The following is a 13,617-nucleotide window of genomic DNA, read 5'->3' as shown; positions in this document are numbered from 1 at the left end:
TGATGCGATCGGGCGAGGGCCGGTGAAGATGCGCGGTGGTCGCCTGTTTCGCCCGCGCCTCGTCTCGCCGTCGCGCGACGCAGCGGGGCGGGAGGCGGCGCAGGCCGAACGCTTCCGCCTCGTCATGCTGCCGCACCTCGATGCCGCTTACAGCTTCGCGCGCTATCTGACCCGCGACAGCGTGGCGGCCGAGGATGCCGTGCAGGATGCCTTTCTACGCGCCTTCCGCGGCTTCGACGGTTGGCGCGGCGATAATCCGCGCGCGTGGCTGTTCGCGATCGTGCGCCATCGCTGCCTCGACGCGATGACGGCGCGCCGCGATCCGCTGCGCGGCGCCGAGCCGGTTGAGGCGATCGATCGCGATTCCGCGGTTGCCGCAGCAGAGCCCGGAGCGCTGGAGGATCAAGCGGCGCGACGTAGCGAGATCGCGATGCTGCGCGGCGCGATCGAAAGTCTGCCGGAGCCGTTTCGCGAAGCGCTGGTGCTGCGCGAGCTGGAAGAGCTGAGCTACAAGGATATCGCCACCGTCACCGGGGCGCCGATCGGCACTGTCATGTCGCGGCTGGCGCGGGCGCGGCAGATGCTCGCGACCTTGTTGTTGCCGCCCGTATCGCGAAAGGCGCAAGCATGACCGCGCATCCCGACAAGCTGTCGCTGATCCACTGCCTGTTCGACGGCGAGCTCGACGCCGCCAATGCGCTGGCGATCGAGGCGCACCTGCGCGAATGCGACGATTGCCGCAACGAGTTCGAGCGGATTAAGTCGCTGCGCGACCTGCTTGATACGGACCGGCTCAGCGAACCGGCACCCGAGGGACTGCGCGACCGGATCCTTGCGACGCTTGAGGCCGGGGCCGGTGTCCGCCCGTCCCCGCGCAGCGGGATCGCCGCGCATGTGTTGAATGGCCGCTGGGCGTCGGGGGCGCTGGCGGGGGCGCTCGCAGCGTGCCTCGCCTTGACGCTGGGGATGCCGCAGCTCACCCGGACCGACACCGCGGACCAGCTCGTCCAGAGCCACGTCCGCTCGCTGCTCGCGAGTCATCTCGTCGATATCCCGACCTCGGACCGGCATGTCGTGAAGCCGTGGTTCAACGGCAAGATCGACTTCGCCCCACCGGTGCCCGATCTCAGGGACGCGGGCTTTCCGCTGATCGGGGGGCGGCTCGATTATGTCGATGATCGACCGGTTGCGGCGATCGTCTACGGGCGGCGCCGGCATTACATCAATCTGTTCGTGCGCCCCGCGGGCGGACTGTCGCTGTCGCGCGGGTTCGCCGAGCGTCGCGACGGTTATAGCCTTGCGCGTTGGACGGCCGGTGGCCTCGAATTCTGGGCGGTTTCCGATGTGGGGGCCGACGATCTCGAGGCGTTCCGCCAAGCCTATATCGCGCACGGCGGCTAGCTCGGCCGGCATCCATCGCCGAAAAAGACCGTCCGCGCGACCGCAATCATATTGCCTCGCCCTCGTCATATTGTCGCGCGTGAACGGCGGTTCGTCTGGCCCACGCGCCGCGTCGGCAATTCATCGGCAATTGTGACGCGTTCCTTGGTCGCGTGAACCGGCCATGCTGATCGTGGCAAGGACCGCTTTCTGCCCTTCGTCTTTTCGCCCGCAAGGCAAGCGCCTCCCGATACGAAGGCAGGAAGGATAGCGCGCCAAAAAGCAAGTCAATAGGAGAACGGATCATATTGATCCTTTCTCTTCAATAAGATATTCAACGACTCGCCATGATGTAATACGGATATCATCTTCGGGGTTGATGGTTGAAACTGCGTAATGCGGTCGTACTATACTTGGTTAAAAAAGAATTAATAAGCCATTTTGTTCGCAATTGCACAATGATTACTTTCTGAACGATCGTTGTAACGCGATTTTGCCCTGATCCCCGGTTGGCTTTGCCGGGAGAGCGATATGGGTCATTCGGTTTCGGCGCGTCGCATGAACCGGATTTCGCGGTCCTTGCGGTCGGGAAGCGCAGCTTCCGTCATCGCGTGGCTCGCGTTATTCCCAACCGAGGCCGAGGCGCAATGCGCAGCAAATCCAGTCGGCAGTTCGACGATCGTCTGCTCGGGCGCTGTCGTTGTCTATTCCAATACGAGCAATGGCCTCGACGTTACGGTTGATCCGAGCGCGACGATCACGGTGGTGCCGATTGCCGGTGGAACCGCGCTTTCGCTCACCGGCAACAATGTCACGCTTACCAACAACGGCTCGATCAATGCCGCCGCCGGGCCGACGTTCGCGACGAACGGTGCGATCGTCGGGAATACGGCCACCGGCAGCACAGTGAACGTCACCAATAACGGATCGATCACCGCGGGAACGTCGCTCCTCGCCGGCCCGGCGCTCACGGTGAACAACGGTGTCGGCGGCGTAAGTACGATCGTCAATTCCGGGACAATTGGCGCGGCGGGCTTTGCGATCGGCTCGGCGGCGGTTTCCACCGCAGGCAGCGGCACCGTCAATTTCACCAACAATTACGGCGGAGCGATCAACGGGTCGGCGGTCTTTGCCGGCGGTTCGAGCGGCAACAGCTTCATCAACGGCGGCACGATCACCGGCGGCGTCTCGCTCGGCGCGTCGGCGGGCGCGCTCAACAGCTTCACGGCGATGACCGGTTCGTCGATCGGCACGACCGTCGATGCGGGTATCGGGACCAACAGCACCCTCAACCTCGCGCAGAACAGCGGCGGTGGCAGCCCGACGAGCGGCTCGATCGCGATCGGCAGCTACACCAATTTCTCCAACCTCTCGGTCCAGGGCGGAACCTGGAACATCACCGGTGCCTGGGTGCCGGCGGCGGCGTCGACCCCTGTCGTGACGCTTGGCGGCGGGACCGCGATCGTCAACCTGCCCGGCGTTTTCGCCACCGCGAGCATTACCGGCAACGGCGGGGCGCTGCAGGCAGGTGTCGCAGGCCTGTCGCTCGCCAACGCGATCAATCTCACCGGCGGCCTGGCGATCAGCGGCAGCAATGGACTGACGCTGAGCGGGGCGATCGGCGGTGCTGGCGGTCTGACGATGGGTGGGGCCGGGACGCTGACGCTGACCGGCGCGAACGCCTACGCTGGCGGCACGACATTGAATGGCGGCGGCGGCCTCGTGCTCGGCAACGGCCTTGCGCTTGGCACCGGCACCCTGGCCTTGAGCGGTCTCGGCGGTTCGTTGAGCGCGAGCGTGCCGGGCGTTGCGCTGTCCAATGTGATCAATCTGAACGGTGCCGGCCTGATGCTTGGCGGTGCCAACAGCCTCACGCTCGCCGGCGCGATCGGCGGTACCGGTGGATTGACGCTCGGCGGCGGCGGAGTCGTCACCTTGAACGGGGCCAACAGCTATAGCGGTGGAACCCTGTTGAACGGTGGTGGTGGGCTCACCGTCGGTGCGAATGCCGCGTTGGGCATCGGCGCGCTGACGGTGGCCGGCGCTGGCGGCACGCTCAGCGTGGGCGTGCCGGCAGTCACGCTCGCGAATGCGGTTAACCTCAACGGCGGCCTGACAATTGGTGGCGGCAACGCGCTGGGTCTGGGCGGCGCGATCGGGGGCACCGGTGCGCTGACGCTTAGCGGACCGGGGACGGTGACCCTGAGCGGCGCCAATGCCTATAGCGGCGGCACGACGCTGAGCGGTGGTGGCGGTCTTGCGGTGGGCGCGAGCGCCGCGCTGGGAACAGGCGCGCTGACGGTGAGCGGCCTCGGTGGGACGCTGAGCGCGGTGACCGCGGGCGTTACGCTGGCGAATGCGGTCAGCCTCAACACCGGGTTGACCGTCGGTGGCAGCAACAGTTTCGGGGTGAGCGGCGCGATTGGCGGCACCGGTGGGCTGACGCTCGGCGGAACGGGAACGCTCACGCTGAGCGGGACGAACAACTACACTGGGGGAACGATCGTCAACAGCGGCACGCTGGCGCTCGGCGCGGGCGGCCGCCTTGCGGCGGGCGGCGCCGTCAACCTTGCCGGGTCCGGCGCAATATTCGATTTGAGCGCCGCGGGCGCGGCGCAGACGATCGGCGCGCTGACGGGTGTCGCGGGCAGCAGTATCTCGCTCGGCGGCAACGGTCTGACGGTAAGCGGCAGCGCCAGCACCACCTTCGTCGGCGCGATCGGCGGCACCGGCGGGTTGACGCTGGGCGGCACGGGTTCGCTCACCCTCGCCGGCACGAACACCTATACCGGCGGAACGACCGTCACCGGCGGTACGCTCGCAATCGGACTTGGCGGTAGCCTTGCCGCCGGCGGGCCGGTCAATCTCGCCGGCGCCGGGGTCACGCTCGATTTGAGCGCGGCAGGGGGGGCGCAGACGATCGGGACGCTGACCGGCGTTGCGGGCAGCGCCATTGCCCTTGGCGGCACCAATTTGACCGTCGCCGGCAACAGCAACGGCACCTTCGGCGGCACGATCGGCGGCACCGGCGGCCTGACGCTTGGCGGGACCGGAACGCTCACGCTGACCGGGGTCAACACCTATACCGGCGGGACGGTGATCAATAGCGGGACGCTCGCGATCGGCGCGGGCGGCGGGCTTGCCGCGACCGGCGCGGTCAACCTCGCCGGTGCCGGTGCGTCGTTCGATCTCAGCCTCGCCGGTGCCGCGCAGACGATCGGCGCCCTGTCCGGTGTCGCGGGCAGCAGCATTGCGCTCGGCGGCAACGGGCTGACGGTGGGCGGCAGCGCCAGCACCACCTTCGCCGGCGTGATCGGTGGTACGGGCGGCCTGACGGTCGGCGGTACCGGGACGCTGACGCTCGGCGCGGCTAATGGCTACAGCGGCGGCACCACGCTCAACGGCGGCGGCGGGCTCGTGCTTGGCGCAAATGGTGCGCTCGGCACCGGGGCGTTGACCGTGAGCGGGCTCGGCGGCGCGGTCAATGTCGCCGCCCCCGGCATCGCGCTAACGAACGCCATCAATCTCACCGGCACGGGCCTCACGCTCGGCGGCAGCGATGACGTCGTGCTCGACGGCACGATCGCCGGCACGGGCGCGCTGACGCTCGGCGGCACCGGCACGGTGACGCTGAACGCTGCCAACAGCTATAGCGGCGGCACCAATCTCAGCGGTGGCGGCGGGCTTGCGCTCGGCGCCAATGGCGCGCTGGGCAGCGGCGCGCTCACGGTCAATGGGCTGGGCGGGACGCTCAGCGCTGCGACCGCGGGCATTACGCTGGCGAATGCGGTCACCCTCAATGGCGCCGGGCTGGCGATCGGCGGCGCCAACAGCTTTAGCATCAGCAGCGCAATCACCGGCACCGGCGGGCTGACCTTGGGCGGCACCGGCACGCTGACGCTGACGGGAGCGAATGGCTACACCGGCGGGACGCTGATCAACAACGGAACGCTTGCGCTTGGCGCGGGCGGTAGTCTCGCCGCGGGGGGCGCGGTCGACCTTGCAGGCGCGACCTCGGTATTCGATCTGAGCGCGGCTAATTCTCCCCAGATCATCGGGGCGCTCTCCGGTGTCGCGGGCAGTCAGGTCGCGCTCGGCGGCACCAGTCTGACTTTGGGCGGGAGCGCCAATGGCACTTTTGCCGGCACGATCGCCGGCACCGGCGGGTTGACGCTCGGCGGGACCGGGACGCTCATCCTCGCGGGCGCGAACGGCTACAGCGGCGGGACCACGCTCAACGGCGGGGGTGGCCTTGCGGTCGGCGTGAACGCCGCACTCGGCACGGGGGCGCTGACCGTTGGTGGGCTCGGCGGCACGTTGAGCGCCGCGGTAGGCGGGGTTACGCTCGCCAATGCGATCAACCTCAACGCCGGTCTCACGCTCGGCGGCAGCAATGATTTTGCGCTTTCCGGCCTGATCGGCGGAACCGGCGGGCTGACCCTGGGCGGGACCGGGATGGTCACGCTCGGCGCCGCCAACAGCTATAGCGGCGGTACGGCGCTGAGCGGGGGCGGCGCGCTCGCGCTCGGTGCCAATGGCGCCCTGGGTACCGGCGCGCTGACCGTAAATGGGCTTGGCGGTACACTGAGCGCATCGATCCCCGGGGTCGCCCTCGCCAATGCGATCAACCTGAATGGTGCCGGACTGACGCTGGGCGGCGGCAATGATATCGCGCTGGGCGGAGCGATCGGCGGCAGCGGCGGGCTGACGCTCGGCGGCCTCGGAACGGTCACCTTGAGCGGCGCCAATAATTATGGCGGCGGCACGTTGCTCAGCGGCGGCGGCGGCCTTGCGGTCGGTGCGAATGCCGCACTGGGGACGGGCGCCCTGACCGTGAGCGGGCTCGGCGGCACGCTGAGCGCGGCAACGAGTGGCATCACGCTGGCCAACGCCGTCAACCTCAACGGTGCCGGTCTGACGATCGGCGGCGGCAACAATCTTGGCGTGAGCGGCGCGATCACCGGCACTGGCGGGCTGACGCTGGGGGGCACCGGGACGCTGACCCTGACGGGGGCGAACAGCTTTACCGGCGGGACGACGATCAACAGCGGCACGCTCGCGCTGGGGGCGGGCGGCAGCCTCGCGGCGGGCGGTGCGGTCAACCTTGCCGGCGCGACCGCGGTGTTCGATCTCGCCGCGGCAAACTCGCCGCAGACGATCGGCACCTTGTCGGGCGTCGCTGGCAGCCAGATCGCGCTGGGCGGTACAAATCTGACGCTGGGCGGCAGCGCCAACAGCAGTTTCGCCGGCATGATCGGCGGGACCGGCGGATTGACGCTCGCCGGCACCGGCACGCTGACGCTGGGCGGTACGAACACATATAGCGGCGGGACGACGCTGAGCGGTGGCGGAGGGCTCGTAGTTGGCGCTAATGGCGCGCTCGGCACCGGCGCGTTGACCGTCAGCGGGCTCGGTGGAACGCTGAGTGCAGCCGCGCCGGGCGTAGCGCTCGCCAATGCGATCGACCTTAACGGCGCGGGGTTGACCCTCGCCGGCAGCAACGACCTCGCGCTAAGCGGCGCGATCGGTGGTACGGGCGGGCTGACGTTCGGCGGCACCGGGACGGTGACGCTGAACGGCGCGAACGCCTATAGCGGCGGCACGACGCTCAGCGGCGGCGGCACCCTCGCGTTCGGTTCCGATAATGCGCTGGGGACGGGCGCGCTGACGGTGAGCGGGCTCGGCGGGACGCTGAGCGCCACCACCGTAGGCCTTACCCTCGCCAATGCGATCGATCTCAACGGCGCCAATCTCACCTTCGGCGGGGCCAACAATTACACCCTGAGCGGCGCGATCAGCGGCACGGGCGGGCTGATGCTGGGGGGAACCGGCGTCGTGAGCCTCACCGGCGCCAGCAGCTATACCGGAGGGGTCGGGCTCAACGGCGGCAATCTGGTGCTCGGAGACAGTATCGCGCTCGGGAGCGGGGCGCTCAGCGTGGGCGCGCTTGGCGGCACGTTGAGCGCCGCGAGCCCCGGCATCGCGCTTGCGAACGCGATCGACCTCAATGGTAATCTGACGCTCGGTGGCGCCAATAGCCTCGCGCTCAACGGCACGATCGGCGGCACCGGCGGGCTGACGCTTGGCGGGACGGGCACCGTGACGCTCGGCGCGACCAATAGCTATAGCGGTGGGACATTGCTCAAAGGCGGTGGCGGCCTCGCGCTAGGCGCGAACGGCGCGCTGGGCACGGGCGCGCTGACGGTCGGTGGCCTCGGCGGGACGCTGAGCGCGGCCGCGCCGGGCATTGCATTGGCCAATGCGATCGATCTCAACGGGGCGAACCTGACGCTTGGCGGCGCCAACGATCTCGCGCTGGGCGGCGCGATCGGTGGCAGCGGCGGGCTGGTGCTCGGCGGCACCGGCACGGTGACACTCAACAGCGCGAACAGCTTTGCCGGCGGCACGATACTCGACGGTGGCGGCGGGCTAGCGCTGGGCGCGAACGACGCGCTCGGCACCGGTGCGCTGACGGTGAGCGGCGCTGGCGGCACCTTGAGCGCAGCGGTGCCCGGCATCGCACTGGCCAATGCGATCGATCTCAACGGCGCGACGCTGACGCTCGGCGGTGCCAATGGCCTCACGCTCGCGGGCGCGATCGGCGGTGCGGGTGGGCTGACGCTCGGCGGTACCGGCACAGTCACCCTTACCGGCGCCAACAATTATAGCGGCGGGACGACGCTCAACGGCGGCGGCCTTGCGCTCGGCGCAAATACGGCGCTCGGCACCGGCGCGCTGACCGTGAATGGCCTCGGCGGGACGCTGAGCGCATCGGTCCCCGGCATCGCGCTGGCGAATGCCGTCGACCTCAACGGCGCCGGCCTGACGCTTGGGGGTAGCAACAGCATCGCGCTCAATGGCGTGGTCGTCGGCACGGGGGGCCTGACGCTTGCTGGCGCCGCCGCGGTGACCCTGGGCGGTGCCAACAGCTATAGCGGCGGCACGACGCTGAGCGGCGGGGGGGATCTTGCCCTTGGCACGAACACCGCGCTCGGCACCGGTGCGTTGACGGTGAGTGGGGCCGGCGGTGCCTTGAGCGCAACGCTGCCCGGCGTCGCGGTGGCCAATGCGATCAACCTCAATGGCGCGACGCTGACGCTCGGCGGCACCAACGACGTCGCGCTCAATGGCGTTATCGGCGGTTCCGGCGGACTGGTTCTCGCGGGCGCCAATACGGTCACTCTCGCCGGCACGAACAATTATGCCGGCGGGACGACGCTCAACGGGGGCGGCGGCCTCGCGCTCGGCGCGAACGCTGCGCTAGGAACGGGTGCGCTGACGGTCGCTGGACTCGGCGGGACGCTCAGTGCGGCCGTGCCCGGCATTAGCCTCGCCAATGCGATCGATCTCAACGGCGCGAACCTGACGCTCGGCGGCGCCAACGATCTCGCGCTGGGCGGCGCGATCGGTGGCACCGGCGGGCTGACGCTCGGCGGGACGGGCATCGTGACGCTCGGCGCGGCCAACGGCTACACCGGCGGCACCGCGCTGACCGGCGGCGGGACGCTCGCGCTGGGTGCAACCGGCGCACTGGGGACCGGCGCGCTGACGGTGAGCGGGCAGGGTGGGACGCTCACCGCTGCGGCATCCGGCATCACCCTCGCCAATGCGATCGATCTCAATGGCGCGGGCCTCACGCTCGGCGGCGCCAACAATCTCGCGCTGGGCGGCGTGATCGGCGGAACCGGTGGGTTGACGGTCAATGGCAGCGGAATCGTGACGCTGACCGGCGCTAATAATTACACGGGCGGCACCGCGATCGACGCGGGTACGCTCGCGCTCGGCGCGGGCGGCAGCCTTGCGGCAGGCGGCGCGGTCAACCTCGCCGGCGCGACCGCAGTGTTCGATCTGAGCGCCGCGGGCTCGCCGCAGACGATCGGCACCTTGTCGGGCACGGCAGGCAGCCAGATCGCGCTCGGCGGCACCAATCTGGTGATCGGGGGGAGCACCAACAGCGCCTTCGCCGGCGTGATCGGCGGCACCGGCGGCGTGACGCTCAATGGAATCGGTGCGCTGACCCTGACCGGCACCAACACTTATACCGGCGGCACCACGATCGACAGCGGCACGCTCGCGATCGGCGCGGGTGGCAGCCTCGCGGCGACGGGCGGCGTCAACCTTGCCGGCGCGAGCGCGGTGTTCGATCTGAGCGCCGCCGGCTCACCGCAGACGATCGGTCTGCTTTCGGGTGTCGCCGGCAGCCAGGTCACATTGGGCAACACCGGTCTCGCCATTGGCGGTGCCGGCAGCAGCACGTTCGGCGGCGTGATCACCGGCACCGGCGGGCTGACGCTCGGCGGCACCGGGACGCTGACCCTGACGGGGGCGAACAGCTTTACCGGCGGGACGACGATCGACAGCGGCACGCTCGCGTTGGGGACGGGGGGCAGCCTTTCGGCCGGTGGCGCGGTCAACCTTGCCGGCGCAACCGCGGTGTTCGATCTCAGCGCGGCTAATTCACCGCAGACGATCGGCACCTTGTCGGGCGTCGCCGGCAGCCAAGTCGCGCTCGGGGCCACCAGCCTGACGCTGGGCGGCAGCGCCAATAGTAGCTTCGCGGGACTGATCAGCGGTACGGGTGGCCTCGGTATCGGCGGGTCGGGGACGCTGGCGCTCACCGGGGCGAACAGCTACAGCGGCGGCACCGCGCTCAGCGGCGGCGGTGGACTTGCGCTCGGCGCGAATGGCGCCTTGGGCAGCGGCGCGCTGACGGTTAGCGGGCTGGGCGGTACGCTCGGTGCGACCGTGCCCGGCATCACACTGGCCAATGCAATCAACCTCAATGATGTCGGCCTGACGCTGGTCGGCAGCAACGACCTCGCGCTCGGCGGTGCGATCGGTGGGACCGGCGGGTTGACACTCGGCGGGACCGGGACGGTGAGGCTGAACGGCGCGAACGCCTATACCGGCGGCACGACGCTGAGCGGCGGTGGCGGTCTCGCGCTGGGCGGGAACGCGGCGCTCGGTTCGGGGGCGCTCATCGTGAGCGGTCTCGGCGGCACATTGACCACCGTCCTGCCCGGACTTGCGCTTGCCAACGCGATCGATCTCAATGACGCGACACTGACGCTCGGCGGCGGCAACAATATCGTGCTGAACGGCGTGATCGGCGGCACCGGCGGGTTGACCCTGGCCGGCACCGGGGCCGTGACCGTCAACGGCGCGAACAGCTATGCTGGCGGGACCGCGCTCAGCGGCGGCGGCGAGCTTGTGGTTGGCGCGAACAACGCTTTAGGGGCCGGGGCGCTCACGGTGAGCGGTCCTGGTGGCACCCTGGGCGCGGCCGCGCCGGGCATCACGCTCGCCAATGCAATCAATCTGAATGGCGCCTCCCTGACGCTCGGCGGGGTCAATAATGTCGGTTTGACCGGGGTCATCGGCGGGACCGGCGGGCTGACGCTTGGCGGCACGGGCACGGTGACCCTCAGCGGCGCGAACAGCTATAGCGGTGGCACGACGTTCGGCGGCGGCGGTGGCCTCGCGGTCGGCGCGAACACGGCGCTCGGCTCGGGTGCGCTGACCGTGAACGGCCTCGGCGGCACGCTGAGCGCGAGCGTCCCGGGCGTCACGCTGGCCAATGCCGTCATCTTGAACGGTGCCGGTCTCACGATCGGCGGCAGAGCCAGCCTAGGGCTGGGCGGCGTAATCGGTGGGAGCGGCGGGCTGACGCTGGCCGGAACCGGCACGCTGACCCTGACGGGCGCGAACAATTATACCGGCGGGACGACGGTCAACAGCGGCACGCTCGCGATCGGCGCAGGCGGCAGCCTTGCGGCGGGCGGCGCGGTCAGCCTCGCAGGCGCGGGTGCGGTGTTCGATCTGAGCGCCGCCAATGCGGTCCAAACCATCGGCACTCTGTCGGGCGTCGCGGGGAGCCAGATCGCGCTCGGCGGCACCAGCCTGACCGTGGGCGGCGGCGGTAGCAGCGATTTTGCCGGTACGATCGGCGGAACGGGTGGGCTGACGCTCGGCGGGGGCGGCGCGCTGACCCTGACGGGCGCGAACAGTTACACCGGCGGCACGAGGGTCAACAGCGGCACGCTGGCGATCGGCGCGGGGGGTAGCCTCGCCGCGGGCGGCGCCGTCGACCTCGCCGGGCCGACCGCGATCTTCGACGTGAGCACCGCATCGTCACCGCAGAGCATCGGCACTCTGTCGGGCGTCGCGGGCAGCCAGATCACGCTCGGCGGGACCAGCCTCGCCTTGAACGAGAACGGCAGCAGCAGTTTTGCCGGCGCGATCGGCGGCACCGGCGGGTTGACGCTGAACGGTACGGGCACGCTGACCCTGGCCGGCGCCAGCAGCTATAGCGGTCCGACGACGATCAACGGCGGAACACTGGCCGTCACCGGCGCGATCGGCAATTCGATCGTCGCCGTGAATAATGGCGCGATGCTGACCGGCACCGGCAGCGTCGGTGGCCTCGTCGCGGCGGCCGGCAGCACCGTCGCCGCGCTGACCCCGGGGCAAGCGCTCTCGATCAACGGCGATGCGACGCTCCAGCCCGGGTCGACATTGCAAATCGCGATCAACCCGGTGCAGCGCGCAAGCCTTGCGGTGGCCGGATCGGCGCAGATCGGCGGCGCGACGCTCACGCTGGTCTCGGCGCCGGGCCAATATCGTCTCGGGACCACCTACACCGTCCTCAACGCGACCGGCGGGGTCCAGGGACAATTCGGCGCGGTCAATTCGACTTTCGTCTTCGTCGATCCCAGCCTGACCTATGGCTCGACCTATGTGTCCGCGACGCTCGAGCGCAACAGCATGCCCTTCGCCAGCATCGCCGCAACGCCCAATCAGGCGGCGGCGGCCGTTGCGATCGATCGGCTTGGCGTCAGCAACCCGATCGTTGGCGTCATCGCGGTTTCCGACGTACAAACCGCGCGCAGCGGCTTTTCGCAGCTCGCCGGTCAATTGCATGCCAGCGTGAGCTCGTCATTGCTGTCCGACAGCCATTATCTGCGCGATGCCGTGCTCGAGCGCGCGCGTACCGGGGCGGCTGGCGGCTCCGGTCCGCTCGGGGCGCTGTCCGCAGCGGGCAATATTCTCTGCCAGAATGCGGACCCGGTCGCGGCGGGCGAGGGGGCGATCCGGCATTGTGCAAGCGATTCGCCCTACCAGCCGGTCGTCTGGGGACAGGTGCTCGGCGGCTGGGGCAAGCTGCGTGGCGACGGCAATGCGTCGAGCCTCCACCGCGATCTCCAGGGGATGATCGCCGGCGTCGATGTCGCGCCGAGCGATGAGGTGCGGTTGGGCATCGCCGGCGGCTATACGCACAGCGGGTTCGACATTGCCGACCGGAATGGCACCGGGTCGATCGACAGTTATCATATCGCTGCCTACGGCGCCGGGCAGTTCGGCGGCTTCGGCGTGCGCGGGGGCGTCGCTTACAGCCTTTATCGCATCCACGGCGACCGCACCGTCGCCTTCGCCGACTTCCGCGACCGGCTGCGCAGCGGCTATGACGCGTCCGGAACGCAGGTGTTCGGCGAGATCGGCTATGGCATTCCGGTCGGCAAGGCGGCGGTCGAGCCGTTCGCGGGAATCGCCTATGTCGCGCTGCGTACCAACGGCTTCCACGAGCGAGGTGGCGCGGCGGCGCTGGTCGGGAACGCCAACCGCGCGCGTGTCGGCTTTTCCACCCTGGGCCTGCGCGGCGCGGTCGAGCTGGGCGATGCCGCCGGGTTCGATCTCAGAATTTATGCGACGGCGGGTTGGCGCCACGCGTTCGATGATGTCCGGCCCGTCGCGGCGCTCGCTTTCGTGGGCGGCGACGGATCGCGCTTCCAGACGGCAGGCGTGCCGATCGCGCGCAACACCGCCTTCGTCGAACCCGGGGTCGATATGACGATTGCGCGGCATCTGTCGCTGGGCGTCTCGTATCGCGGCCAGTTCGGCGACGGCGCACGCGACAATGCGGTGCTCGGGAATATCCGCTGGCGGTTCGGCGGCGCGACACGCCGGGCGCCGGAGACCGGGGTGCGCGCGACGGACGCGATGCCGGTCCTCTCGCCGCCGGTTCCCGCGCCGGCGCCAGCGGTTACGCCGGCCGCGGCGCCGGTCCCGGTGGTCGTCCCCGCGCTCGCGCCTCAGGCCGAGGCGGTCGCTCCCGCGCAGCGGACCCGGGCGAAACGGCTGGTCCCGCGCAAACCGCGACATGCGATCAAGGGCGAGATGGGTGCCCTCGACCGGTCGGTGCCCGTGGTCATCCGGGCTTCCGCGCGTGCCGGCGAGTAG

The 13,617-nt window shown here is 69.7% G+C and carries 3 protein-coding genes; all 3 read left to right on the top strand.

Annotation, left to right across the window (positions count from 1 at the left end):
* Positions 1-28 precede the first annotated feature (28 nt).
* The 3 genes from NED98_RS09090 to NED98_RS09080 all read left to right on the top strand — a co-directional run bounded on the left by NED98_RS09090 (position 29) and on the right by NED98_RS09080 (position 13,617).
* Entirely contained in the window at positions 29-631 is a 603-nt protein-coding gene (locus tag NED98_RS09090; protein ID WP_265312825.1) for a sigma-70 family RNA polymerase sigma factor, read from the top strand.
* A complete protein-coding gene (locus tag NED98_RS09085) occupies positions 628-1,401 on the top strand; it encodes an anti-sigma factor family protein (RefSeq protein WP_265312730.1) in 774 nt (257 codons plus the stop codon). The genes NED98_RS09090 and NED98_RS09085 overlap by 4 nt, the downstream gene beginning before the upstream one ends.
* Positions 1,402-2,145: 744 nt before the next feature.
* On the top strand, positions 2,146-13,617 hold the full coding sequence (locus NED98_RS09080) for an autotransporter-associated beta strand repeat-containing protein (RefSeq protein WP_265312729.1): 11,472 nt from the start codon (positions 2,146-2,148) through the stop codon (positions 13,615-13,617).

Source organism: Sphingomonas lycopersici, assembly GCF_026130605.1.
GTDB lineage: Bacteria > Pseudomonadota > Alphaproteobacteria > Sphingomonadales > Sphingomonadaceae > Sphingomonas > Sphingomonas lycopersici.
Note: the sequence above shows the minus strand (reverse complement) of the source record. Positions and strands in the feature narration are given on the sequence as shown.